Origin of the sequence: Actinoplanes couchii (assembly GCF_016862075.1) — a bacterium.
GTDB lineage: Bacteria > Actinomycetota > Actinomycetes > Mycobacteriales > Micromonosporaceae > Actinoplanes > Actinoplanes couchii.
In genome coordinates this window covers 57,965-81,007 of the sequence record NZ_BOMG01000077.1, presented here as the reverse complement: position 1 = coordinate 81,007, position 23,043 = coordinate 57,965, and the positions used below count along the sequence as shown (strand labels likewise).

Sequence of the window (23,043 nt, the reverse complement as noted above, 5' to 3'; positions counted from 1 at the left end):
CGCTGCAACCCCGGTGCGGGCCGGACCCCACCCGATCAGGCGGGATCCGGCCCGAACGGGTCAGCTGTGGTCGACCGCCGCCTGCTGGACCGGCAGAGCTGCCACGTACCGCTGCATGAAGGCGTTGAAGCCCTCGACGTCGCCCCGCTCCGGCTCGGCGGTGCTCAGCTCGGCGCCGGCGAAGACCCGGGTGTTCAGGAAGTCGTCCAGGCTCTGGCCCGGCTCCCGCCCGGTCACGAACGCGGCCAGCACCGCGATGCCCCACGCGCCGCCCTCGGACGCGAAGTCACCGACCGTGACCGGGGTGTCGATCGCGGCAGCCAGCAGTTTCTGCGCCACACCCTCGGTCTTGAACAGGCCGCCGTGCGCGAACATCTTGTCCAGCTGCACCGACTCGGACTTCTGCAGCACGTCCATGCCGATCCGGAGCGTGGCCAGTGCGGCGTACAGCTGGGTGCGCATGAACGTCGGAAGATCAAGGGCGCTTCCCGGCGTACGCAGGAAAAGGGGTCGCCCCTCGTGCAGTTTCGTGATCGGCTCGCCGGCCAGGTTGTTGAACGCCAGCAGCCCGCCACCGTCCGGAGCGCCGTCCAGCGCCGACCGGAACAGCGTCTCGAACACCCGGCCGCTGTCCGCCTGCACCCCGAGCGCGGTCGCGAACTGGCCGAACAGGCCGGCCCACGCGTTCAGCTCGCTGGCGCCGTTGTTGCAGTGCACCATCGCCACCAGGTCACCGGCCGGGGTGGTGACCAGGTCCACCTCCGGGTGCACCCGGCTCAGCGGGCCGTCCAGCACGATCATCGCGAAGATGCTGGTGCCGGCGCTGATGTTGCCGGTGCGGCGGGCCACCGAGTTGGTGGCCACCATGCCGGTGCCGGCGTCACCCTCCGGCGGGGCCAGGGTCGCGCCCGGCCGCAGCGTGCCGGACGGGTCCAGCAGGCGCGCGCCGGCCTCGGTCAGCGTGCCCGCGACCTCACCGGCGGGCAGCACCGACGGCAGCAGCTCGGCCAGCTTCAACGGCACCCGGCCGGCGGCCAGCTCGTCGAACTGCGCGAGCATCCGGGCGTCGTAACCACCGGTCGCCACGTCGATCGGGAACACACCGCTGGCGTCGCCGACACCGAGCACCTGACGGCCGGTCAGCTGCCAGTGCACGTAGCCCGCGAGGGTGGTGACGTGCGCGAGCCGGCCCAGGTGCTCCTCGCCGTTCAGGATCGCCTGGTAGAGGTGCGCGATCGACCACCGGTGCGGGATGTTGTGCCCGAACAGCTCGCTGAGCTGCTCCGACGCGTCACCGGTGTTGGTGTTGCGCCAGGTCCGGAACGGGGTCAGCAGCTCGCCGTCACCGTCGAACGCCAGGTAACCGTGCATCATCGCGGACACGCCGAGCGCGCCGGTGGTGCGCAGCTCGGTCCCGAACTTCGCCTTGACGTCGGCGGCCAGCGCCGCGAAACAGCCCTGCAGGCCCTCCCACACGGCCTCCAGGGAGTACGTCCAGGTCCGGTCGACGAACTGGTTCTCCCAGTCGTGAGCACCGACCGCGATCGCCGCATGATCCGGGCCGGTCAGCACCGCCTTGATCCGGGTCGATCCCAGCTCGATCCCGAGCGCGGTCCGCCCCTGGTCGATCGCTTCGCGTAGGTCAGTCGTGTCGCTCATGAGGATGTTTCTACACCGGCCGGCACCCGAAGTGTGTCTCGGGGATCACGGCGTGTACTCCACCCTCCGGCCTGCCGCCTCTTCCTCCTCCGTGGTTGCCGGTGGCCCGGCAGCCGGCCCGGGCTTGACTCTCGACCAAGTCGAGGGCCCATCGTCGACGGCAACGAGGAGAGGGTGTGGTGATGATCGAGCTGGAAGTGCTGCGGCCGCTTGTGGAAGCCGGGTGGGGAGCGGACACCTGTGATCCGGAGGATCTGGCGGACTGGTCGGTGGAGAATCCCTCCCGGGGGCAGTGTGGGGTCACCGCGCTGGTGCTCCAGGATCTGCTCGGTGGGGAGCTGATGCTCGCCGAGGTGCACGTCGACGGGGTGAAGGTCGGGTACCACTACTGGAATCGGTTTCCGGACGGGCGGGAGGTCGATCTGACGGCCGGCCAGTTCTCGCCGCACGAGGTCGTGGTCGGCGGCGAGGTTCAGCAGCGACCGTCCCATCCGCCGCGCCGGTGCCGTGAACAGTACGAGTTGCTGCGGGAGCGGGTGTTGGGTGCGCTCGGGCGGTGAGTCTCCGGCGGTCACACCGCGGAGCGGCGGCCCTCCTCGCGTGCCTTCTCCAGCATCGTCGCCAGGTGGCGGCGGCGCAGGCGCCAGGCGTACAGCAGCAGGGCCGCGGCCAGGAGGGTGAGCAGCTGCGGCCAGGGCATGGCCCAGGTGGTCACCGTGAGTGTGGACGGTTCCCGGGGTGTGGGCTCGCCCGGGACGGTGGGCAGCAGGGCCACGGTGGAACGGACGCGGCCGAAGGACCAGACACCGTCGACCTCGGCGTCCACCGGGCGGGCGCCGCCGGGTAACAGTTCGCCCAGGTCGGTCGTGGCGGAGCCGATCTTGGAGGTCACCGTCAGGCGGGTGTTGCCGGTGTTGGTGAGCTGGTAGGAGACGCGCAGGGTGCCGGGGCGCCACGGGAGCCAGCTCCGGGCGTACGAGGAGCGGACCTGGTCGGTGGCGAGGGACGGCTGCAGGGTGCCGGACGCTCGCAGCAGCACGCGGAAACCGACCCGGCTCTCGACCTGGACCGTGCCCCGGGTGCCGGCTATCGACGCGGCGATGCCGGCCGGGTGGTCGCCGGGGAGCGCGCCGGGCGGGGCGGTGATCGTGAACGGGACGACCGCGGTCTTCCCGGGTTCGACGGTGACCGTGGGCGGGACCTCGATCCAGGTTCCGCCGTCGGTCGACGCGCGGTCGGACGGGAGCATGTTGAAACGGCCCTTGGCGGTCAGATAACCGTCGGCGGCCGACAACGTGAAGACGGCGGGGGTGTCGCCCAGGTTGCGGACCGCCAGATGTTCGGTGAGCCGCTGGCCGGGGTCGAGGGTCTGCTCGATCCAGCGGCGGCCGTCGGGCCCGGCCGCGGTGGCCGGCTGGACGGTCCAGGTGACGGTGGCGGGCGCGGCCGCCGCCGGGGCTGCGGGCGGTGCGGGGAACAGGAGGGTGGTGGCAGCTAGAACGGCGGCGGCGCGGCGCATCGGGCGGGCCTTACTCGAAGAGGGAGAGGGTCAGGGTGGAGCGGTACGAACCGGCCGCCACATCGGCGGGGGTGCGCAGCGTCAGGCCCGCGTCGACGGTGTAGGCGCCGCCGGTGACCTCGGCCGAGTCGTAGGTGGAGATCAGGAGTTCCTGGTCGACCAGGCCGACGTTGTTGCCGGGCTGGGTGGGGGTGTCGAGGACCGTCACCACCTCCTCGCCCTCGGAGACCAGGCCGGTGTCGCCGCCGTTGATCAGGCGCGGTTTCCAGCCCAGGTGGTCGGCGCCGATCGGGGCCTGACCGGCGGTTCCGGTGAAGTCGCTGCTGCTGCCGAGGACGGCCCAGGACGCCCCGGCCGGAACCTCCGCCGCGGTGCGGGTGTCGGTGACCGTGACCCTCGGCAGGGTTCCGGTGAACTGGCGGATCAGCAGGTCGGAGCCGTCCTCCCGCAGCGTCACCGCGTTACCGGCGACGGTGAGGGCGAGGATTCCCGGTTCCTCGATCTCGTCGATGTCGACGGTCACTTCGACACGGGCGTCGTCGCCCGGGTCGGCGAGGGCCGGTACCGGTATCGCGGCTACCAGGACCGAGCAGGCGGCAGCCACGCCCAGCCGGGTTCGGGTGTTCATGTTCGGTCTCCGATCAGCAGGTGACAGCGGGGTAGGAAGCGGTGACGACGGTGGTTCCGGCCGTGGCGGACGCCGACCCGGCGGGCAGGGAGTCGAGGCGGGAGGTGAAGGACTGGTAGGCGTTGGCTCCGGGGGCGACCCCGGTGACGGCCTTCTTGCCGTACGGGGTGGTCAGCTCGATGTCCAGGGCCGCGGTGTGGCCGTTGTGGGCCTGGACCGCCACGTAGGCCCGGCCGCCGACGCACCGCGACTGGGCGGTGACCGTGACCGGCAGCGCCGGCTGCGTGGCCTGCTCGTCGGCGATGACGCGCCACTCGGTGACGGCCACCGCGGAGAAGGTGGTGCCGTTGCCGTTCGCGGACAGGACGGCGCGCAGCCGGGAGGTGACCACCGGGTCGAAGGTGACCCTGTTGAAGGCGGTGCTGCTGGTTCCGTAGGCGGAGGCGCCGGTGACGTCCTGCCATGCCGTGCCGTCCCAGGACTGGAGTTTCCACGAGTCCGGTTCGGCCACGCCGTCACCGGTTCCGGCGGCGCTGTCCCGCCAGAACCTGATCTCGGCGGAGGTGAGCCGGATCGGCCGTGACCAGTCGTACTGGATCCACTGGGTGGCCGGGCGGGTTCCCGACCAGGTGCCCCAGATCTGGGCCTGCCCGGGCGACACCGGGTCGCTGTCGTCGTTGAGCGCGGTCACACTGTTCCACCCGGCCGTGTAGGAGGCGGTGGCCGCCCCGATCGGGCCGACGTTGCCGGTCAGCGGCGCGGACAGGTCGGCGGGGATGACCACGCTCCCGGCCGCCGAGGTGTTCCCGGCGTTGTCGACGGCCCGATACGACACGACGTGCCGCCCGGCGTCGGGCGCACCGACCGGCCCGGTGTAGGCCGTCCAGTCGCCGCCACCGATCGCATACTCCGACCGGGCCAGACCGGAGGTGGCGTCCGCGCCGGTCACGGTCACTTTCCGGTCGGTGACCGATGCCGTGCTGGTCGGCGCGACAGTGTCCACCTGGATGGACAGGTCCGAAATATCGGAGATGTTGCCGGCTCGATCGGCCGCCGTCACCACGACCGTATGCCGCCCCTCCCCGGTGACCGGGATGTCCGCGGAGCGCACCGACGCGAAGACCGCCGGCTCGCCGCCGTCCACCGCGGCCCGGATCGTCAGCCGCCCACCGCGGTCGTCGACAGCGGCGGCACGGACGGTGACCGCGGATCGGAACCAGTCGCCGGTTCCGGCACTGCCACTGGCGGCGAGGGTCACCGAGGGCGCGGTCACGTCCCCCTCGGTGTCACCCGGCGAGATCACCGTGACCAGGGCTTCCACCCGCCCCGCCGCATAGCCGAGGACACTGCCGCCGACGGTGAACGTCCCGGGCTGAGCCACCTCCGACGCGCTGACGGCATCCCAGAAGACCGGCACCTGGAGTGTCGACGTCCCGAACGCCACCGGAACCGTCCCGGGCAACTGGGTCTCCCCCACCTCCACGGTGATCCGGGGCGACGTCACCGAGCCGGGTTGCGCCGCGAGCACCTTCCACTCCTCGACCGCCACCGCTGAATAGGTGCTGCCGTTGGTGGAGGCGTCGAACACCGCCCGCACCTGCGAAGTGGTGACCGGGTCGAAGGTGGTGTTCTGGAAGCCCTGCGTCCCGGTCGGATATCCGCTGGGGTTCGGCACGTCCTTCCACTGCCCGTCCCAGTACTGGATCCGCCACCGGGCCGGCGCCGCCACCCCCACCCCGGTCCCTTGCGGCTGGTCGTTCCAGAAGTCGATCTGCGAGCCGCTGATCCGCATCGGCTGATCCCAGGTGTACTGCACCCACTGCTGCGGCGGGTTGCTGCCGGTCCACGTCCCCCACATGTCCGGCGGCAGCGGATTGGCGCGCACGATCTCGTCGTTGAGCGCTTTGACCCAGTACTGGGTGGGCACCGGCGCGTTGGAGACGGTGACCGTGGCGGCCTGGGCGATGTTGGCGCGCGGCGTCCGGTCGGCGCCACGAGCGGGTGTGGGGACGACGGGCCGGATGAGATCGCCGTCCCACTCGAGCTTGTCGATCGCGACCGACCGCCGGAAGTGGCCGCCGCCCACGGCATCCGCGGTGTGGTAGACGAGGTACCACTGCCCGCCGAATTCCACGATTCCGGGATGGCTGGTGGTCGAGGAGACCGGCGGGAGAATCGTCCCGCGATACGTCCACGGCCCGGTCGGTGCGGACGCCGTGGCATAGGCGATACACGCGTGATAGTTGGCGGGTGTGCAGGACGAGGTGGGACCGGCGTTGTTCCCGGCGTACGCCAGGTAATAGGTGTTTCCCCGCTTGAAGAGCCACGACGCCTCGAAGAACCCGGTCAGCCCGGTGACCGTCTGCTGGGTGCCGACGGGCGTTTTCATGTCGGCCTGGAATTCGAGCATCCGCAGCTGGCCGAACGTGCCCCAGTAGACGAACACCCGCGAGCCCTCGACCAGGATCGTCGGGTCGATGTTCTCGATGGTGTTGGCGGTCGGCACCCGCTGGGAGATCAGCGGTCCGCCGATGTGGTCGGTCCACGGCCCGGTCGGGCTGTCCGAGACCGCCACCCCGATCGCGAACTTGTTGGACGCGGTGGAGTCACGCTCGCTGACCGGGACGTACCAGAAATAGCGCCCGTCCGGTCCTTCGACCACCTGCCCGGCATAGGCCCGTCCCGGGGTCGCCCAGGCGAACACGCTTTCCGGCCGCATCAACGAGGGGAAATGCGTCCACTCTCCGGACGACACATCCGAGGTCCGGAAAGCGCCCCACTCGTTCATCACGAAATCGTTGACGGCCGGACCGGCTTCATCGTGCCCGGTGTAGATGTAGAGCTGCCCGTCGGCGACGAGCGGCGCAGGATCGGCCGAATAGTAGGAGCCGTCCTTGACGATCGGATTGACGGTGTTGGTGAAGGTGTAGGAATCGGCCGCCCGGGCCGGGGCGGCGGGCGCTGTGACCAGCAGACCCGCCGCGACCAGTCCGGCGACCGCTGCCCTGAGCGGTCTCACGGTTCTCCTCGGTTATCCGCAGCTCAGCGCCGCGTAGGGTGCGTCGAACGACTCGTCACCGACGCGGATGGTGGCGCTTCCAGCGGGCACGCTCGCCAGCCGGCTGTTGAATGTCTGATAGGCCGATTTGCCAGGGGCTACATTCAAAACCGTCCGATTTCCGTACGGTGTGACCAGCTCGATGTTCAGTGGTGTCGCACCGGCGTTGAGTGCGGTGACGGCGACATGCACCTTCCCGGCCGTGCACTGGGACCGGGCCTGCACCTCGACGTCCGCTCCCGGCTCCGGCGAGGTAGGCACGTCGAACACCTGCCACTCCTGTACACCGGGCGAGCCCTTGCCCTCCTCGGTGCCGCTGCTGGTGAGCAACGCCCTCAGGCGAGTGGTGGTCACCGGGGTGAAGGTGACGGTGTTCCACGAGGTGGCCGAGGTGCCGTAGGCCGACGCCGACACGTCCTTGAAAACGGTCCCGTCCCAGTACTGGAGTCTCCACGCGCTCGGCGGGGCCACCCCCGCACCCGAGTCGTCGAGGTCGGAGGTGAACCAGATCCGGCTGCGATCCACCGTCACCGGCGACGCCCAGTCGAGCTGGATCCACTGCTCCCCGACCTGCGGCCAGCTGTTCCACACGTCGGTGTTCGGCCCGTTGGCCCCGGTCGGCTCGACGCCGTCCGCAAGGTTGTCGACGGTGAGCCAGGCCGGCGTGTACGAAGCCGACGCGCCCCCGGTGCGTGCCACGTTGACCGGAGCCTGCCCGGCCGCGACCTCCAACGACCCCACGGCCGAGACGTTCCCGGCCCGGTCCACCGCCCGGTATTCGACGGTGGTCGCCGGCGACCCGATCGGCACGGCCCCGTTGGCGACGGTCCACTCCCCGCCGGCGCTCAGCCGGTACTGCACGTCCGCTACCCCGGAGAGCGCGTCCGTCCCGGTGACGGTGACCGTGCGGGCGGCCGCGTCGAGGCTGGCCGTGGCGGACGGCTTCGTCCGATCGATGTTGACTGTCGACTCGGTGACCGTCGAGACGTTGCCCGCAGCGTCGGTGGCCCGCGCCCGGAGACGTGTTGATCCCTCATCGTCAACATTGATCGGACCGGTATAGGCCCGCCAGGCACCGTCACCCACCGCGACCTCGATCGACGGCGAGTCGTCCCGGTTGTCGACCGCGGCGGCGGTCACCGTCACGGTCGCCGCGTTGGTCCAGGTGGCGGCCGGATCAGCGGTGAGCGACGCGACAGGCGGCGAGCTGTCCACCGGCCCACCGGCACCGACGGTGACGGTCGCGGTGGCGGTCTTGTCGGTGCCGGCGACCTGCCCGATCACGTCGAAGGTGCCGGCCGACGCATAGGAGGCCGGGTCGACGGGCGCCCAGGTCACGCCGACACCACTCTGCCGCGAGCCGTCGTTGTAACCGACGGTCACCGACGAGGGCAGACGTGGAGCGACCCCGGCCGAGGTGCTCACCGACACCGGGTCGACGGTGTTGATCTGCACCGGGTCGGATCCCCGAACCCATACATGTGCACGTGCGGTCAATGTCGATCCAGCGATGAACCCGGCCACCGTGAAATCACCGACCGACGCCACCCGCGCCGGGTCGACGGCGCCCCAGGTGACCGCGACCGGCAGGGTCGTCCCGTCGGCGTAGGTCACGTCCACGGTCGAGGGAAGATCGGGAACAACCCCGACCTGGGTACGGACGTCGACACCCTGAATCGACGAGGCAGGGGCCGCGAACACCCGCCACTCGGACACGCCGACCGCCGACCAGGCAGTCCCGGCCGCGTTGGGCAGCGCGTTGAACGTGGCCCGCAACCGGGTCGTGGTGACCGGGTCGAAGGACACCTCGTTGGTACGCCCCCGGACAGCCGGATCGAACCCGCTGCCCCCGGTCACGTCCTGCCAGTTCGTGCCGTCCCACCACTGCACCTTCCACGACCGGGGCACCGAGACCCCGCTGCCGCCGGTGGTGCTGTCCGACCAGAAGTCGATCGACGCCCGGTCGACCCGGACCGCCGCCGGGAAGTCGTACTGCAACCAGCGGGTGGCCGGCTCGTTCCCGGTCCAGGTCCCCCACAGATCGGTCTGCACACCCCCGCTGAACAACGGCGGTTTCCCGTCGTTGACGGCGGCGACGTTGTTCCATCCGGTGGTGAAGCTGGCCGACGCGGTAGCCGTGGACGCCACGTTGATCTGGCCCTCGGTCAGCGCTGTCGCATCGACGATCACGTCCTTGTGCGACGTCCCGACGGTGAGCCGCAGCGTGTAGCGGCCGGCCAGGGTGAACCGGGCGATGGTGTTCGCCCAGTTCTCGGGGTCGAACGCGACGGCTCCGCCGTTCGGCGCGTCCACCACCGACCACTGCGCGGTGGGTGCGGTCGCCGATTTCCCGTCGTCCTGGGCGAGCCCGAGCAACCGCACCGAGCCGGCTTCCCGGTAGGTGGAGTCGACCCACGCGTCGGCCAGCGGCGGCGCGTCCGCGGAAGCGGGTGGGGTGCCTCCGCTGTCGAAGGCCTGGATCTCCTTGATCCCGGTCTTCGCGCCGCCCGCGTGCTGCACGGTGATCCGCAGCTTCGCCGCGGTGACCCGGGGGAACCGCACCTGGTTCAGGTTGCCCTGCGGATAGGCCGGGGTTCGGCTCTGTCCGGGCACGGCCTTCCAGCCCCCTCCGTTCTCGTATTCGACCAGGAACTGGGCCGGCGGCGCGTATCCGGGGACGGTCGCGGTGGTGGACGTCTTGTAGAAGTGCACCCGCACGTCGTCGATCCGCCGGGATCCCTCCAGGTCCACGACGAGCGAGTCGGCGGCGTTCGGTGACCCGGCCGTACCCCAGAAAGGCTCGTTGATCGTCGTGCCGTCGACCGCACCGGCGGGACCACGACCGGAGGCGGAGAAGCTCGCGGTGACCGGCCGGCCCTGGGCCGTGTTGGAAACTGCACCGGCACCGGCCTTGGCCAGCACGTCGGTGATCCGCGCGTCGGCGGCGAAGGTGACCTGTTCCGGCGCTTTCACCCCGGCGGCGGCGCTGGACAGCACCTGAGCGCCGGTGGTGACCTCACCGGTGGCCGGGTCGTAGACGACCTTGGCCAGCGACGACACGGTGAACGCGAGCGTGCCGTCCAGGTAGACCGAGTAGCCCTCGGGCACGTCGCCGTAGTACCGGTTCCCACCGGGCGCGTCCCAGACCACGGTCAGGTCCTTGTCCCGGTATTTGATGTTGTTGGCGGTGAAGTGGTCCCAGTCGATGTCGATCGGGTCGAGTTCGATCTTTCCGTCCGAGCGGGGCCGCAGCCCCATCGCGTCCTCGATGACGGTGAAGTTGGTGGCCCCGAGGATCGTGTGGTGGATCCAGGAGCGGTAGCCGATGCTCTGGTTCGCGGCACTGCCGTCGGCCCAGAACTCGTTCTGGTCCGGATAACGGTTGTCACCGTTGTTCTGATAATGCGCCCAGGCATTCCAGTACAGCAGTTTCTTGTACCACTCGGCATTGATGTAGTCGGTGGGGTAGTTGCGCAGCACCGACGACAGCATCCGGAACGTGACCGTCGAGTTGATCACCGAGAAGTTGTTGCTGCCCGCGTCGCCCTGCGCGGCCGCGGCGGCCTTGTCGGCCTGGTTGGCGGTGGTGAACGGGAAGATCGGGTACTGGGCGTCGTCGGCGAACAGGCGCAGCGCCTCCCGGTACTCGGCGGTGTTCGGCATCAGCCCCACCGAGAACGGGTAATAGTTGTTGATCTCCTTCCACGGCACCAGATCGCCACTCGCGACGTGCCGGTGCTTGAGCAGATTGCCGCGCAGTCCCATCTCGTCCGGGGTGTCCCGGGCGGGTTCCCACAGGTATTCCAGAACGGCGGCTTTGATCCGCTCGGCGAACGCGTCCATCTCGGCCGCTTTGGTGTCGTCCCCGGCGGTCCGGTAGGCAGCCGCGGCGGCTTTAGCGTTGGAGTACAGATACGCGTTCTCGGTCCGGTCCATGTTCTGGTTCTTGCGCCAGTCGAACGACACCGCGTCGGCGTCGTTGCCGGTCATCGCGCCCCAGCTGTACTCGATCAGCCCGTTGCCGTCGAAGTCGTAGGCGTCCAGCAGTCCCTTGACGTCGTACTCGGCGTATTCGGCGAGGTTGCGCGCCACCGACGGCGGCCCGCCGTGCAGCTGGTAGGAGCGCCAGGCCGCCTCGGAGATGTACTGGGTGTAACTGTTCGACCAGTTCGCCGGGTCACCGGGATTGTCGACGTACTTGTAGCTCTTGGCGGTCTCGCCGGCCGAGATCCACGGCCCGTAGGAGTAGACCGGATCCCGGAAGTACTTGAGGTCGTCGACGAACATGCCGGTGGTCAGCACGATCGCGTTGTTGTACCCGAGCACGCCCTCCATCGACGTCGGGAACTGGTAGTCGTTGCCCGGCAGGTCGGCGTCGAGGAAGTTGAACCGCATCAGCCACCAGCGGTAGAACAGCGTCTTGTCGATGTTGTCCTCGGGCGTGTCCAGGTAGGGCACGTTCTCCGCCCACCACCTGTTGTAAGCGGTGACGTGCTCGGTGAACGCCGCCGCCGGGCTCAGCCCACGGAACTTCGTGTACTCGGTGGCCGACGCCGGGATCTCCTTCGCGACGAACCCGAGCTGCACCTTCGTGCCGACGGTGCCGGTGGCCGGGACGGTCAGGGTCTGCCGCAGCCGGCCTTCGGCCGCCGTGAACCCGTCGCCGGAGAAGCGCGGGAACAGGTCGGTGAGCTTGTTGAAGGCCCGCACGGCCCCGGTCAGTTCCGGGTCGGAGCCGGTTGCGGTACGCGCGAACGGTGACGTCGCGGTCAGTGTCACGTCCTTGGCGGCGCCGTCGGTGCTGCCCAGCTCCAGGGTGGTGACCGCGACGTTGGCGTCGGTGATGAACTTCGTCTGCACCACCCGCAGCCCGGCCGCGCCGTTGGCGAACACCCCACGCCAGTAACTCGGGGTCTGCCGGCGCTGCGCGGCGTCCTCGGTGAGGGTGACGTCGGCGCCACCGACCGAGGCGGTGATCGTGTACGCGCCCTGCCCGCCCTCGATCGACTCGATGTAGGCGACCTCGCCCCCGAACCCGATCGTGCCCGGCTGGTGGGTCTTCATGAAGACCGCCCGGCCCCGGCTGAACAGGTACTGGTTGGCGTCGCCGTTGGAGCCGCCGGGCTGGTTGCCGGTGCGGGCGAGCATCCGGTCGATCCAGAAGTCCCGGTCCGGGCTGGTGCCCGCCCCGGCCGCCACGTCGGCGTCGAAGATCGCCTTGAGCTGGTTGCCGGGCGTGTATCCGGTGCGGTCGTCGGGGATCGGGGCGGTGTCGCCCTTGAAGATCGGGTAGGGCGTGTTGGTGTTGGGTGCCGCGTGGGCGGCCACCGGGGAGAGGGCGGTGAGTATCAGGAGGGCGGCTGTCGCCCCGGCCAGGGAGCGCGAAGTCGGCATCAGGTTTCCTGTTCAGGCGCGGCGCAGATAGGTGTGATAGGCGGCGGTGTCGCCGGTGAGGAACGGTTCGAACGTCAGGCCGCCGGAGGTGAACGTGAGCGGGCGGTCGCCGGGGCGGACGTCGGCGAGGTCCGCGGGCAGCGGCAGGGTCTGGGTGCTGTCCGATTTCGCCACCAGGGTCAGCGGGCCGTAGAGCAGCGACTGCAGGGTGGGGTCGTCGATCGCGCTCTCGGTGTGCAGGCGGTACGGGAACAAGATCTCGACGGTGTCCCGGTTACGCCAGTGGCGCTGGATGCCGGCGTAACCGTCCTTGCTCACCCGTACCGCGAGCCGCTTGCCGTTGACCTTGACCGTGAAGCCGGACCGCGCCCAGGAGGGCACCCGCAGCCGGAGATCGAACCGCGCGTTTCCGCTGATCGTGAGGGTGGACGACGGGGAGCGCGGGTAGTCGCCGGACTGGGTGACGGTGACCCGCTGCTCGGTCCAGCGCAGCGCCGACGGGATGTAGAGGTTGACGTAGAGCGCGTCGTTGCGGGCCGACCGGAAGTAGATCGTGTCCTGGTACTTGGTGTGGTTCTCCAGCCCGGTCCCGCCGCAGCAGGTGCCGGTGTTGCCGTAGCCGCGGCGCGACCCCGGCCCGACCGGGACCATGTAGGTGACCAGCGGATCGGTGCTGCTGTCGGTGTCCCGCCGCGACGCCAGGATCTGGTTGACCAGGGTCTTCTCGTAGTAGTCGAAGTACCTGCCGTCGGGTGTCAGCGAGAACAGGTTTCGGGCGACCTTGAGCATGTTGTACGCCGCGCACGACTCGGCGTTGGTGGTGCCCACGATGGTTCCGGCGATCACGTCCCGGCCGCGGAACACCTCGCCCTGCCCGGTGCCGCCGTGCGAGTAGGTGCGGTGCGGCACGACCATGTCGTAGAAGTTCGCCGCCGCTGTCCGATAGCGATCACCGGCGCCCTGCTCGAACATCCGCAGGTAGCCGAGGAACTGCGGGATGTGCTGGTTGGCGTGTCTACCGTCGAGGGTGTCGGTGTTCGCCGCGCAGTCGGCGAGCAGCCCGGTGTTGTCGAAGTAGCCGGCCGTGGTCAGGAACGTGCGGTTCCCGGTCAGCGCGGCGAGGTCGGCCATCACCTCGTTCATGCCGCCGTACTCACCGGCGATGTAGAGCGCCCACATCCGGTCCAGCTGCTCGCGCGGCAGTTTCGACAGCCGGGAGTGCACCCACTCGCCCATGCCGCGGGCCACCTCGAGGGCGACCTGGTTGCCGCCGAGGGTGTGCGCGTCCAGCAGCCCGCGCATGATCTTGTGGCAGGTGTAGTAGGGCGCCCAGATCGCCGGATAGGTCACGTATTGTTCGAGCTGGATGAACTGCGTCTCCGGGTAAGCCGCCAGGAAGCCGGCGTGGCTCGGGCCGGGTGCGCCACCGGCGCCGGTGACCACCGCCGCGTCCCAGTTCCGCCCGGACGAGTCGGCGACGGTCGTGCCCCCGGTCTCGTCGAAGTGGTAGGCGACCAGGTTGCCGCTCTGCGACGAGATCTCGTCGGCGGACAGCACCCGGTCGAAGAGATGGAACTCGTCGACGACGGCCTTCAGACCGGCGTCGCCGTACTGCGAGCGGCCGATCCAGTTGTTCTTCGGTGCGCCCAGCGCCGCCGGGGTCAGGGTCATCGCCGGATTCGTCCCGGCCACGACGCCGTCCACGTAGAGGGTGCCGGCCCGGCCGTCCATCGTCACCGCGATCGTCGTCCACGATCCCACCGGCAGCCTGGTGGTGGACTGGATGCGCTGCTCACCGCCGCTGCCGGAGGTGGTGATGGCGAACCGGGGACCGGCACCGGTGTCGATCGTCAGGAACATGTTGACGGTCGTGCCGGTGCCGAAGTCGAACGCCCGCGACCAGGTGCGCAGCTCGTCGATCCGCAACCGGATGACAATGGTGGCGGCGGTCAGGCCGTCGACGGTGGCGTCCGGCAGGCCGACGTACTGGCCGTCGCCGTTCAGGGCCAGGCCGCCGCCGGCCCAGGTGGCGGGCGGCGGCGGGGTGCCCGGGTCGCCGACCTGCTCCGCCCACGCGTCCTGGCACTGCTTCAGGCCGGTGACGATCGCATCGAGCTTCTCCTTGAAGACCGCCTCGCCGGAGCCCGCCCACGCCTGCGCGTACATCGACAGCAGGTGGCCGCTGTAGTGGCCGCGCAGGTTGCCGGTCGCGTCGTCCCAGCCGCCGGGCGGCTGCGCGCCGAGGTTGTCCAGACCGGCGGCGGTGCGGAAATTACTGAGGATGCGGTCGGTGGAGTAGGCGCGGGCGTACGCCAGAATGCGGTCGCGTTTCTCGGTGAAGATGCTCGGCGCCAGGGCGACCCGGTTCAGGTCGAACGGCACGGCCTTCCAGGATCTCGGTACGGGCAGCCCGTTCACCCTCGTGATCTTCGGCGTCGTGGGGTGGCCGCCGGCCAGTGCCGGGGCGGGCAGGGCCAGGGACGCGCCGACGGTTGCGGCGCCGAGCTGGAACAACCGACGGCGGGGGATGGCGTTTCCGGACATTGCTGCGCTCACTTCCTGTCGGAGGTCAGGTGTGATCACCGGTCGCCGGCTTCACGGCGACCGGATGGGTGCGGGCCCGGGGCTCAGTCCGTGGTCGGGATCCAGACGCGCATGGTGGAGGGGCCACGACGAGCCCATCGGTGGTACGGGTGCAGCGGGATCTCGACCGCCGCTCCGGTGCTGTGGTCCCGCTGCCGGTACGGCCAGACGCCGTCGGCCGGGGTGACGGCGCGGCCGCTCACCACGACGGCGCCGTCCCGGTCGCTCAACGCCGACGCGGGATCGAGGTGCACCGACTCGAAGTCGACATCGGCGAGATCAACCGACTCCAGGCAGTAGACGACCGGTCCTCGTTCCACGGCTGCGGTCCCGCGTACACCGTCGATCCGGGAATCGGGGAAGGTCAACCGGGGCCGGACCGCCAGGTCGAGGGTGACGCTCTCCCCCGCGGTGAAACGGCGCCGCACCCGGACCGTCCCCGGAGCGACCGGCTGCCCGTCGAGAGTCGCGCCGTCGGCCCAGTGCGGGATCCGCAGCGTCAGCGTGAACGGCGTCTGCGGCGCCCGGACGATCCGCACGGTGACCCGCCCGTCCGCCGGGTACTCGGTGTCGACGTCCAGGGCGATGTCCCCGGTGTCGATCGACGCGGCGGTGTACTGGTGGATCTGCAGGCCCTCGTCGTCGCGGGTGGCCAGATAGCCGGCGAGGCTGGCGAAGGTGCGGGCCAGGTTCGTCGGGCAGCAGGACACCGCGAACCAGGGCGCCCGCAGACTCGACGCGGCCCGCGGCACCAGCTGACCGGCCGGCGGCTCCGCACCGGGAACCCGCTGGTGCAGGGTGTTGGTGTAGAAGAACCGCTGCCCGTCGTCGGCCGGCGACGCGGCGATCACGTTGAACAGGGTCCGTTCGATCAGGTCGGCGTAGCGGGACTCGCCGCGGGCCAGCAGCAGCCGCCAGGCCAGCATGATCGACCCGACCCCGGCACACGTCTCGGAGTAGGAGCGGTCCGGTGACAGCATCCAGTCCTCGCCGAACGCCTCGTCCTGGTGCCGCGAGCCCATCCCACCGGTCAGGTAGGTGCGCCGGGCGACCGCGTGCGCCCACTGCCCGGCCACCGCGTCGAGCAGCTCGTCGTCGCCGGTCTCCACCGCCACGTCGACCGCGCCGGACGCCAGGTAGGTGGCGCGGACCGCGTGCCCGCGCAGCGACGTCGCGTCCCGGATCGGGACGTCGTCCTGGAAGTACGCCCGGCCGAACTCGATGTCGCCGAGCACCTGGTGCCCGCGCCGCTCGATGAAGAGGCGAGCCTGCTCCAGGTAGCGGCGGTTGCCGGTGACCCGGTACAGCTCGGCCAGCGCGGGCTCGATCTCGGCATGCCCGCAGACCGCCTCGATGCCACCCGGCCCGAAGATGTCGCAGACGTGGTCGGCGGCCCGGATCGCCACCCGCACCAGTTCGTCGTGGCCGTGCGCGCGGGCCCGGGCGACTCCCGCTTGGATGAGGTGACCGAAACAGTACAGCTCGTGGCCCCACTCCAGGTCGGAGTAGCGGGGTGCCTGACCGGGCCGCCCGAAGTTGGTGTTGAGGTAACCGTCCGGATCCTGGGCCGCCGCGACCTTGGCGACGACGGCCTGGAAACGGTCCTCCAGGGCCGGGTCGTTGGCCCAGGCCAGGGCTTCCAGATATTTGTAGATCTCGGAGTCGGAGAACTCGCGGCCCTGCCTGTTCACCGCGTGATCGAAGTTGCCGAGCCAGCCCGACGCGGTCAGCCAGTGCTCGATGTGATCGAGCGACTTGTCCGCATTCACCTGCTGCCGCTGGTGCCAGAATCCCGGACGCAGCGTCACCTCCTTGAGCCCGAGCGGCCGCAGGCGCCCCTTGCTCGGCGCCGCCGGAGTTCCCCCGCGGCGGACCCATTCACCGGTCACGATTACTTCTTCGATCGTCACGTGATCAACCCTTGAGTGCGCCGGACATGAAACCGCGGACGTAGTGCCGTTGAAGGACCAGGAAGAGCAGGATGCACGGGAACGCCAGCACCACCACGCCGGCTTCGGTGGCGCCGAAGTCGACGATTCCCATCACCTGCTGGCGCATGTTCGCCACCGCCAGCGGCAACGGCGCCTTCTCGGCGTCACTGATCAGGACCAGGGGGGTGATGAAGTCGTTCCACGCGGCCAGGAAAGCGAACAGGCCGACGGTGATCAGGCCCGGCCGCACCGCCGGAACCAGGATGTGCAGCAGCGCCCGGAAACTGCCGCAGCCGTCGACGAGCGCCGATTCGGGAAGCTCCTTCGGCACCGCCTCGAACGAGATGCGCATCATGAACGTCGCGAACGGCAATTGGAACATGGTCAGCACCAGTGCCAGCCCGACCAGAGAGTTCTGCATGCCCAGCTCGGTGAGCAGCACGTAGAGCGGAATGAGCAGCGTCGCGTAGGGCACCATCAGGATCGCGAGGGTGACCAGGAACAGCGCGTCCCGCCCGGGGAACCGGAACATCGCGAACGCGTAACCGCCGAGCAGCGAGACGGTGAGGGTGAACAGCACCGTCATCAGTGAGACGAGCGTGGAATTGAGCAGGTACTGCCCGATGCCGGCCTGATAATTCGCCAGGGTCTGGTAGTTGCCGAAACCCCAGCCGTCGATCTGCGCGGTGCCCGCCTGCGGGCTGACCGACGCCAGGCTCGCCCACACCAGCGGAAAGAGGAACAGCAGGGCCAGGCCCCCGGTGACCACCCGTTGCGGGGTACGGAACACGCGTCACCCCTCCTTGTCGCGTAGGCCGCGGAACTGCAGCACGTTGACGATGAGCAGGGCGGCGAGCACCAGAATGGACAGCGCCGCGGCCCGGCCGAGGTTGTTCTGCCCGTAGAACGCCATGTTGTAGATCAGCTGGACGACGGTGATCGTGCTGTTGTCCGGGCCGCCCTTGGTCAGGATGTAGAACTGGTCGAACGCGAGCATCGAACCGGTGACGCAGAGGATCGCGCACATCGCCAGCGACGATTTCAGCAGTGGCAGCGTGACGAAACGGAACGTCTGGAAACGGTTCGCGCCGTCGAGTCGCGCGGCCTCGTAGACGTCACCCGGAATGGCTTGCAGACCGACCAGCAGCAGGAGCATGTAGAAACCGGCGAACCGCCACACGATCAGCACGACCGTCGACCACAGGGCCGCGTTGGGCGTACCCAGGAAGGAATCGATCCCGAGGAACTCCAGCGGGGTGCTCTGCGGTGAGTAGAGCGCGTAGAACAACAGCGAGGCGGAGGCCAGGCCCAGGGCGCTCGGCACCAGGAACGACGTCCGCAGGAATCCGGTCCAGCGGCTCGACTCCTGCACGATCAGGGCCAGGATCAGCGCCAGCCCGAGCAGGATGACCGTGGTGACCACGGTGTATTTGAGGGTGAACCAGACGGCCGGCCAGAACAGCCGGTCGTCGAGCACGTCCTGGTAGTTCTCCGGCGCGTTGAATCCGCGGTTCCCGGTGAGCAGGCGCCAGTCGGAGACCGACATCCGGGCCACGATGGCGATCGGCACCACGAAGAAGATCAGCACGAACAGGGCGGTCGGCGCCGCATAGGCCCAGCCCTTGAATTTCACTGTCCATTACTCCTTTGCGGCCGGGCGGCCCGGAACGAGCCGCCCGGCTTCGTCCTACTGACCGAGAACCTGGCTCAGCGCCTCGTTGTCCTTCGCCAGACCGGCCGGATCGCCGTAGACCTGATTGCGGAACAGGGTCACCCAGGGGCTGCCCGGGGCGTTGTAGGCCTGCTGGAAGTTGACCGCCACCGGCGTCTTGCTCTGCGGGGCGCCAGCCACCTTGTTGATCGTGGCCACCCGCGGGTCCTTCGCCGAGTACTCGTTCTCGGTCAGGTCGCTGCGGGCCACCGTGCTGTTCCCGGCCGCCAGCACCTTCACCTGGGCCTCCTCGGAGGTCAGCCAGGACAGGAAGTTCCAGGCCTGCTGGGTCTTCTTCGAGTCCTTCGAGATGCCGATGCCGTCGCCGCCGACAAACGTCGACCCTTCACCGGCGGTCACGCCCGGGATCGCGGTCACGCCCACGTCGACCGTCTTCGCGGCGGTCGGCAGCAGCGTCGCCGGGTACGGCATCACGCCGACCTTGCCCTCCTGGAACGCGGCGACCCAGGTGGCGCCGGTCTCGTCCTTCGACCCCGGGGCGATCGCGCCGGCCGCCTGCAGCTCACGCCAGGTGCCGTACACCTTCTGCGCGGCCGGGCCGTCCAGCAGCGACTTCTTGCCGCCGTCGGCCATCACCTCCTCGCCGCTGGCCCAGATCATCGGGAACCAGGTGAAGACGTTGCAGCCGCCGCAGTTGCCACCGAAGTAGGTGCCGTAGGTGTCCTTCTTGTTCAGCTTCTGCACGGCCAGGGCCTGCGACTTGAACTCGTCCAGAGTGGTCGGGCCCCTCTCCGGGTCCAGGCCGGCCTCCTTGTAGAGGGCCTTGTTCCAGAAGATCACCGAGAGATCCAGGACGAACGGCAGGACATACTTCTTGCCCTCGTACGTCCCGGCGTCCAGGTGTCCCTTATTGATCTTGTCGGCGTACGGCAGCTGCCCCACCGACTCGGTCAGGTCGTGGAAGAGCCCGGCCTCGGTCCAGTTCGGCACGTAGACGATGTCCGCCGCGAACAGGTCCGGCAGCCCGCCCGCACCGGCCGCCGCGCCCACCTTGGCCACGTAGTCGTCGTTCGGGACGATGTTCAGCTTCACCTGGTTCTTGTGCGCCTTGTTGTACGCCTCGACCAGCGCTTTCGCCTGCAGCTCCAGGGGGGCCCGGGTCCACAGGGTCAGCTCCGACCCGTCATCGACCCCGTCCACACCGGCCCCGGCGATGGGCGCCGCAGGGCCCTCGTCCCCCTGCGACGAGCAGGCGGCGACGGACGTGGTCATCAGAGCGGCCAGGGCGGTCCAGATCAACAGATTTCTTCGGGTACGTCGCACGAAGCACCTCCAGCGGCACTTGTTTCGGCAAGTTTCGCCACCCAGCATCGAGCGGCTGTCATATATGCAGCTCAAACGGCTACAAAGGGCATTCCAAGAAGGACCGAAAAGGTTTTCAGAAACGTAATACTCCGGGAATTGCCCTGTCAAGGCCTTCGATCCACCACACCGCGCCGTGCGGCCCGCCCCGGCCCGCACGGCGCGGACACGGGCGGATCCGCTGCGATGGCGAGTGGAGGTGTACCGCGATCGTGGTACCGGCGTGGCCGAGGACGTGCTCGACGACGATCCCGCGCAAGCCCGCAGAGCCATCGCGGTGGTACGCCGGTCAGTCCGCGAGGCGATGGCCGAACTGCGGGCCGCGGCCGGAGTCCTCCGCGACGGCACCCGCCCCGCCGTTCTTCCTTCCGCCTCCGGCTCCCCTCCCACCTCCGGTTCTCCTTCCGCCTCCGGCTCTCCTTCCGCCGATGTCGAGCCGCCCGCGCCGACGTTGAGCCGGTTGCCGGAGCTGGCCGCGGTCACCGGGGCCGTCCTCGTCGAGGAGGGTGAGCGGCGGGCGCTGCCCCGGGCGGCGGAGTCCACCGCCTACCGGATCGTGCAGGAGGCGGTGGCCAACGCGGTCCGGCATTCCGGGGCGGACGTCATCGAGATCCGGGTCGGCTACTGCGACGGCGGGTTGTCGCTTGCTGTGCTCGACGACGGTTCCGGCGGTGACGGGCCGCCGGGAAACGGCTTGCGCGGCATGACCGAACGCGCGATCAGCCTGGTCGGCTGGGTGCACGCCGGGCGGAACGGCTCGCACGGTTTCGAGGTCCACGGATGGCTGCCGGCCCGGCGGACCAGGCCGCCGGTGACCGGCGACGTGCGGGACCGGGCCGATCGCGGGGAGGTGGCGTGACGATCCGGGTGTTACCGGCCTAGGACGAGGGCTGGTCCGGGCCGGGCTCCGGGTCCTGCCGGAATGGGCTCCGGACGTAAAGGTGTCGGTGAGGCCGTCGATGGCGACGAGGCCATCGCGCTGACCCGGGCGTACCGGCCGGACGTGGTCCTGATGGACATCCGGATGCCCGGCTGCGACGGGCTGACTGCGACCCGGCGCATCCTGGGTGACGATCGTCTGCCGGGTGTGAAGGTGATCGTGCTGACCACCTTCGAGCTGGACGAGTACGTCTACGCCGCGCTCCGTGCCGGGGCCAGCGGTTTCCTGCTGAAGGATCGCGGCCCGGACGAGTAGCGGAACGCCGTCCGGGTGGTGGCCGCCGGGGACGCGCTGCTCGCGCCGTCGGTGACCCGGCGGGTGATCGCGGCGTTCGCCGGGGACGATCCGGAGCCGCCGCCGGGCGCGGGCACGCCGACCGCGCGTTCCCGTTGAGCCGGGTCACCCGCGAGGTGGCCCTGGTGCACGTGGCCGACCCGCTGCCGGCACTGCCGTTCGCCTACCTGGGAGTCCGCGGCCTCACGTCCCGCAAGATTGGCACACCCGAGAGACGTACATCGACCCGTCTCTGGTCGCGAACCATCTAGTCTCGAGCCTATAGTCTCATGCATGACATCGTCGTCGTTTTACCTGGTCGGTAACCGGGAGATCCGTCAGATGCTGGGCGACATCAGCCGCCAGCGCGTCTATCAGCTGACGTCCCGGCCGGACTTCCCGGCACCGATCGCCAACCTCTCCCAGGGCAAGGTCTGGCTGGGCGGAGACGTGGAGAAGTGGATGGACCGCAAGCGCCGACCACGTTTCCCCGTGCCCGCCGAGCCGGCCGAGCCACCCGTCCCGTCGTCGATCACCTGGGTCAGCGCCGCCCCGCAACCGGTGCTCAACATGCCCCCACGCCCCCGGCCGGCCGTAACGAACGCGGGCCGCCCGTACGACCCCGCCCCCTGCTGCCCACACCTCCCCCAGCACGCGGACTCCTGATCAGCCCCGGGGCGCCGCCCTCCCCACCCGGGACGGCGCCCCGGGGCGTCCCGGGTGGCAACGGAACCGGTGTTGATTGACTTGTTTCGAAGTCTCTCGTAGCGTCCGCGGGGAAAGCGCATTCCCCCTTGTCGGCGCTTTCTGGCTGTAGACCTTAGGAGATCCCCCATGCGTCACTCCAGGAGAAGTCTGCTGGCGGCTGCCGTCGCCGGTGCCGCGTTGTCGGCGGTGTTCCAGGCGCCGGCCGCGGCTGCCACCACGCTCTACGTGGCCACCACCGGGAACGACGGTAACGCCGGGACGGTGTCGGCTCCGTTCGCCACCGTTCAGAAGGCGATCGCCACCGCCGTCGCCGGGGACACCATCGCGGTCCGGGGCGGCACCTACGGGCTGACCAGCAACATCCAGATCACCAAGAGCGGCACGGCTGCGGCACCGTACACACTGACCGCCTACGGCTCGGAGCGGGTGATCATCGACGGTGAGGCGCTCGGGTACACGCCGGGTGCGGTGGGGTCGACGATCCCGAGTGGTCAGCGCGGGGCGATCCACATGGAGGCGTCCTACTGGCGACTGATCAATCTGGAGATCGTGAACGGGCCGTACGGCGTCTACTGCGCCGGCTGCAACAACAACACGTTCGACCGGCTGAAGACGTACAACAACTACGAGACCGGCTTCCAGCTGCAGGGCGCCTCGGCGAACAACCTGATCGTGAACCTGGACAGCTACGGCAACCGGGATCCGCGCAAGAACGGGGAGAGCGCCGACGGCCTGGGCATCAAGGAGGGCTCCGGCACCGGCAACGTGGTCCGCGGCGCCCGGCTGTGGAACAACGTCGACGACGGGTTCGACGCCTGGCTGTTCACCTCGCCGATCACCATCCAGAACTCGCTCGCCTACGGGAACGGTTACAACCGCTGGAGCATCCCGAACTTCTCCGGGGACGGCAACGGGCTGAAGCTGGGCGGCAGCAGCGGCACCGGGCCGGCGGCCGCGCACGCGGTCAGCAACACGTTCTCGTTCAACAATGCCGCGCACGGGTTCACCGACAACGGGAACACCGGGGCGATCACGATCACCCGGAGTACGGCGTACCAGAACGTGAAGACCGGTTTCGACGTGGACGGCGGCTCGACGACGAAGCTGACCGCGAACCTGGCGCTGGGCAACGCGACCGCGGTGGCGCTCGGCTCGTCGACGGCGTCCGGCAACTCGTGGAACATCGGTGGCACGTGGACGGTCCTGAGCACCGACACGTCCACGATCACCGGGGCCCGCAACACCGACGGCTCGATCCGCACCTCGAACTTCCTGGTGCCGTCGAACGGCAGCGCGGTCGGAGCGAAGATCTAGGA

At 69.5% G+C, this 23,043-nt stretch carries 14 protein-coding genes and 1 pseudogene; 5 read left to right on the top strand and 10 right to left on the bottom strand.

Going from position 1 to position 23,043, the window contains the following annotated elements:
- Nucleotides 1-60: 60 nt before the first annotated feature.
- Nucleotides 61-1,659: a xylulokinase gene (locus Aco03nite_RS31255; RefSeq protein WP_203801229.1), complete on the bottom strand. Its 1,599-nt coding sequence runs from the start codon at nt 1,657-1,659 to the stop codon at nt 61-63.
- A 182-nt stretch (nt 1,660-1,841) separates the two neighbouring features.
- Between Aco03nite_RS31255 and Aco03nite_RS31250 the strand changes: the two genes are divergently transcribed.
- Entirely contained in the window at nt 1,842-2,219 is a 378-nt protein-coding gene (locus Aco03nite_RS31250) for a YunG family protein (protein ID WP_203801227.1), read from the top strand.
- An 11-nt stretch (nt 2,220-2,230) separates the two neighbouring features.
- Here Aco03nite_RS31250 and Aco03nite_RS31245 read toward each other — a convergent pair whose 3' ends face one another.
- From Aco03nite_RS31245 to Aco03nite_RS31205, 9 genes are all read right to left on the bottom strand, one after another.
- Nucleotides 2,231-3,178 carry a COG1470 family protein gene (locus Aco03nite_RS31245; protein ID WP_203801225.1) on the bottom strand — a complete coding sequence of 316 codons (948 nt, stop codon included), beginning with the start codon at nt 3,176-3,178 and terminating at the stop codon, nt 2,231-2,233.
- 10 nt (nt 3,179-3,188) lie between these two features.
- Complete coding sequence (locus Aco03nite_RS31240) at nt 3,189-3,806, bottom strand: hypothetical protein (protein ID WP_203801223.1); 618 nt, start codon at nt 3,804-3,806, stop codon at nt 3,189-3,191.
- Between the two features lie 13 nt (nt 3,807-3,819).
- Nucleotides 3,820-6,825: a family 43 glycosylhydrolase gene (locus Aco03nite_RS31235; RefSeq protein WP_203801221.1), complete on the bottom strand. Its 3,006-nt coding sequence runs from the start codon at nt 6,823-6,825 to the stop codon at nt 3,820-3,822.
- Between the two features lie 12 nt (nt 6,826-6,837).
- Nucleotides 6,838-12,258 carry an OmpL47-type beta-barrel domain-containing protein gene (locus Aco03nite_RS31230; protein ID WP_203801219.1) on the bottom strand — a complete coding sequence of 1,807 codons (5,421 nt, stop codon included), beginning with the start codon at nt 12,256-12,258 and terminating at the stop codon, nt 6,838-6,840.
- Nucleotides 12,259-12,270: 12 nt separating this feature from the next.
- Nucleotides 12,271-14,802, bottom strand: a complete 2,532-nt coding sequence (locus tag Aco03nite_RS31225; RefSeq protein ID WP_203801217.1) for a beta-L-arabinofuranosidase domain-containing protein — start codon at nt 14,800-14,802, stop codon at nt 12,271-12,273.
- An 83-nt stretch (nt 14,803-14,885) separates the two neighbouring features.
- Nucleotides 14,886-16,730: a glycoside hydrolase family 127 protein gene (locus tag Aco03nite_RS31220; RefSeq protein ID WP_203801214.1), complete on the bottom strand. Its 1,845-nt coding sequence runs from the start codon at nt 16,728-16,730 to the stop codon at nt 14,886-14,888.
- Nucleotides 16,731-16,755: 25 nt separating this feature from the next.
- Nucleotides 16,756-17,562, bottom strand: coding sequence for a carbohydrate ABC transporter permease (locus Aco03nite_RS31215; RefSeq protein WP_203801212.1), 807 nt, complete (start codon nt 17,560-17,562; stop codon nt 16,756-16,758).
- 3 nt (nt 17,563-17,565) lie between these two features.
- Nucleotides 17,566-18,405: a carbohydrate ABC transporter permease gene (locus tag Aco03nite_RS31210; protein WP_203801210.1), complete on the bottom strand. Its 840-nt coding sequence runs from the start codon at nt 18,403-18,405 to the stop codon at nt 17,566-17,568.
- A gap of 54 nt (nt 18,406-18,459) precedes the next feature.
- Nucleotides 18,460-19,767 (bottom strand): ABC transporter substrate-binding protein, encoded by a 1,308-nt coding sequence (locus Aco03nite_RS31205; protein WP_239145589.1) that lies wholly within the window; start codon nt 19,765-19,767, stop codon nt 18,460-18,462.
- 238 nt (nt 19,768-20,005) lie between these two features.
- On the opposite strand from Aco03nite_RS31205, the gene Aco03nite_RS31200 reads away from it, so the two are divergent.
- The 4 genes and pseudogenes from Aco03nite_RS31200 to Aco03nite_RS31185 all read left to right on the top strand — a co-directional run bounded on the left by Aco03nite_RS31200 (nt 20,006) and on the right by Aco03nite_RS31185 (nt 23,041).
- A complete protein-coding gene (locus tag Aco03nite_RS31200; RefSeq protein ID WP_239145588.1) occupies nt 20,006-20,665 on the top strand; it encodes a sensor histidine kinase in 660 nt (219 codons plus the stop codon).
- Nucleotides 20,662-21,130, top strand: a pseudogene (locus Aco03nite_RS55060) (response regulator); the annotation flags it as partial. The gene Aco03nite_RS31200 and the pseudogene Aco03nite_RS55060, both read left to right, overlap by 4 nt.
- Nucleotides 21,131-21,313: 183 nt before the next feature.
- Entirely contained in the window at nt 21,314-21,685 is a 372-nt protein-coding gene (locus Aco03nite_RS54795) for a helix-turn-helix transcriptional regulator (RefSeq protein ID WP_373872646.1), read from the top strand.
- A gap of 168 nt (nt 21,686-21,853) precedes the next feature.
- Nucleotides 21,854-23,041, top strand: a complete 1,188-nt coding sequence (locus tag Aco03nite_RS31185; RefSeq protein WP_239145587.1) for a right-handed parallel beta-helix repeat-containing protein — start codon at nt 21,854-21,856, stop codon at nt 23,039-23,041.
- Nucleotides 23,042-23,043: the final 2 nt, after the last annotated feature.

What these genes read in the sequence shown, in the direction of transcription:
- Aco03nite_RS31230 (WP_203801219.1), bottom strand. Translation starts at nt 12,258, where the DNA reads ATGCCGACTTCGCGCTCCCTGGCCGGGGCGACAGCCGCCCTCCTGATA.
- Aco03nite_RS31255 (WP_203801229.1), bottom strand. Translation starts at nt 1,659, where the DNA reads ATGAGCGACACGACTGACCTACGCGAAGCGATCGACCAGGGGCGGACC.
- Aco03nite_RS31250 (WP_203801227.1), top strand. Translation starts at nt 1,842, where the DNA reads ATGATCGAGCTGGAAGTGCTGCGGCCGCTTGTGGAAGCCGGGTGGGGA.
- Aco03nite_RS54795 (WP_373872646.1), top strand. Translation starts at nt 21,314, where the DNA reads ATGACATCGTCGTCGTTTTACCTGGTCGGTAACCGGGAGATCCGTCAG.
- Aco03nite_RS31245 (WP_203801225.1), bottom strand. Translation starts at nt 3,178, where the DNA reads ATGCGCCGCGCCGCCGCCGTTCTAGCTGCCACCACCCTCCTGTTCCCC.
- Aco03nite_RS31240 (WP_203801223.1), bottom strand. Translation starts at nt 3,806, where the DNA reads ATGAACACCCGAACCCGGCTGGGCGTGGCTGCCGCCTGCTCGGTCCTG.
- Aco03nite_RS31185 (WP_239145587.1), top strand. Translation starts at nt 21,854, where the DNA reads ATGCGTCACTCCAGGAGAAGTCTGCTGGCGGCTGCCGTCGCCGGTGCC.
- Aco03nite_RS31225 (WP_203801217.1), bottom strand. Translation starts at nt 14,802, where the DNA reads ATGTCCGGAAACGCCATCCCCCGCCGTCGGTTGTTCCAGCTCGGCGCC.